This window comes from Candidatus Desulfolinea nitratireducens (assembly GCF_982879505.1).
Genome location: NZ_CEYOSI010000298.1, coordinates 1 through 2,059 on the forward strand (window position 1 = coordinate 1; position 2,059 = coordinate 2,059).

The 2,059-nt window shown below is 43.6% G+C and carries 2 protein-coding genes; one reads left to right on the forward strand and one right to left on the reverse strand.

What is annotated here, in order from left to right:
* Window positions 1-216: 216 nt before the first annotated feature.
* Entirely contained in the window at window positions 217-1,329 is a 1,113-nt protein-coding gene (locus tag AC3DOM_RS16820) for a C45 family autoproteolytic acyltransferase/hydrolase (RefSeq protein WP_487920193.1), read from the forward strand.
* 104 nt (window positions 1,330-1,433) lie between these two features.
* On the opposite strand, the gene AC3DOM_RS16825 is transcribed toward AC3DOM_RS16820, so the two are convergent.
* Window positions 1,434-2,059, reverse strand: a 626-nt coding sequence (locus AC3DOM_RS16825) for an MFS transporter (RefSeq protein WP_487920194.1), incomplete at its 5' end; no start/stop codon positions are given.

Here is a 2,059-nt window from a genome sequence, read left to right on the forward strand (position 1 = left end):
TTAAACCCTATTCAACATTAACCCCCGTGGTTAATTGCTCATCAAAAATATATAATTTTAGTCACTATTGGGGATTTTATCAAAACAATAAAAGCTGGATTGAAGGGGATTCGATTTCATGATCTCAGACATACAGCGATTTGTCAAACCTCAGTAGTATAATCAACCTGCTCCGGAAATCACCGGGGCAAGTTTGTGCTATTTGGAGAGCTATCAATGACTCAGTTGAAAAATCTATCTGAAACACCTGTTCATTCCACGCCACCACCGTTAATTCGGGTATCTGGAACCCATCGTGAAATGGGCCAGCAAATAGGCGAATCGCGTCGCAAAAATATACAACATAGCATTGAAAATGCGCGCAAATTATTAAAAGAAGCTTACCGTGAGTTGGAATTGTCATGGGAGGGAGCCCTAATTCAGGCGCGCAAATATTTGCCATTTGCCCAGGAGCGATATCCGCAATATGTCGATGAAATGCAAGGCATTGCCGAAGGCGCCAATATTTCTTTTGACGAAATTGTCGTGTTGAATGTATTGGAAGCGGTCACAATGGATGCTTTACATTTGACGCGTTGTACCAGCATGGCTGTGAATGATGAGTACACAGCAGATGGTCACGTCTTAGTGGCGCATAATGAAGATTGGATCCCTGATGACGAAAATGATGTCTTTGTGATCCAGGCAAAGCCTAATGATGAGCCGCCTTATCTGGCAATGACCTATGGCGGCTTAATCTCCAACATTGGGTTCAATGCGTATGGGATTGCTCAAGTGATAGATTCTGTGTACCCTAATGACTCGCGTATCGGCATCCCCCGCCTGGTTGTCTCGCGCGCTGTGTTGGCCGTCAAGACGCTCGGCGGCGCAATCAACCGGACGCTTATCCCGCATCGCGCAGCAGGTTACAATCATTTAATTGCTCATGAAAGCGGGGAAATTTACAATGTGGAGGTATCCGCGCGACGCTTTTCCATCATCTATAATATGGATGGATACCTCGTACACACCAACAACTACCTGTCGGCAAATATGCAGGAAATCGAGAATGAGCCGGAAGAGCTGATCTCATCCCGCATTCGTTATTTCCGGGCTTTGCGATTATTGAACCAATCCAAAATTCACACGATCAAATCTCTTCAAACCATCCAGCGCGACCATGTTAATTATCCGAATTCAATCTGCAAGCACGATTTTGGTGAAGGGAATCTGCTGGATCGCGAAAAGACCATCAATGCGATGGTGATTGACTTGACTGCGCGGGAGATGCACATTGCCTGGGGAAATCCTTGTAAAAACTCTTATCACACCTACCATCTCGATGATTAAACGCAACTGCTATTTTACATCTAGGCTTGAAAAGTATTGAGAAATCAGGATGTACTGAACTGAATAACGAAAATAATGGCAGTTGGCTCACCGTATGTTTTCACTCAAACATAACCCCGTCTTTTTATGATACTTTCTTCACTGCTTGATCTATTTGTCCAAAATGCAAAGAGTACGAGAAATAAACTGGTCAAAACAGCCCCAATACTGAGAACATTGAACATCGTTGACCATGAAAATCTATCCACAATAGTTCCAATACCGACTCCAGCCAAACTTGCTCCTATGTTAAAGGCAAAGTCAATCAGCCCGGCTACAGTAGAAACTTCATGACGATCACTTAAAACCATCGGTAAGATCGTAGTAATAATGGTATTTACCCCGTATAAGATGCTCCCCACCAAGACTAATAGTGCTGCACTCATATTGAGCAAAGTAGAAACTGTCGGAAACAGAAACAAAAGACCACCAACTACAATGAAGATAACTGATCCAAACCAGATTTCCTTACCGCGCAAAGGGCCAGCTACGAGCCAGCTAATAGCAAGAGTCCCTATTGTTCCAGCAATAGGGAAAAGGATCGAAATATTTGCAGCAGACCTAATCCCTAATCCATGAATATCAACAAAATAAGTAGGCCCCCAAATAATAAGGGAAAAAAGTAGCATTCCACCAGTAACGGCCGCTAATACCAAAGGCCAAAAGCGCTTTATTACGTGCGGCATACTGG

Coding starts and splice junctions, on each gene's coding strand:
- AC3DOM_RS16820 (WP_487920193.1), top strand. CDS start 217: ATGACTCAGTTGAAAAATCTATCTGAAACACCTGTTCATTCCACGCCA.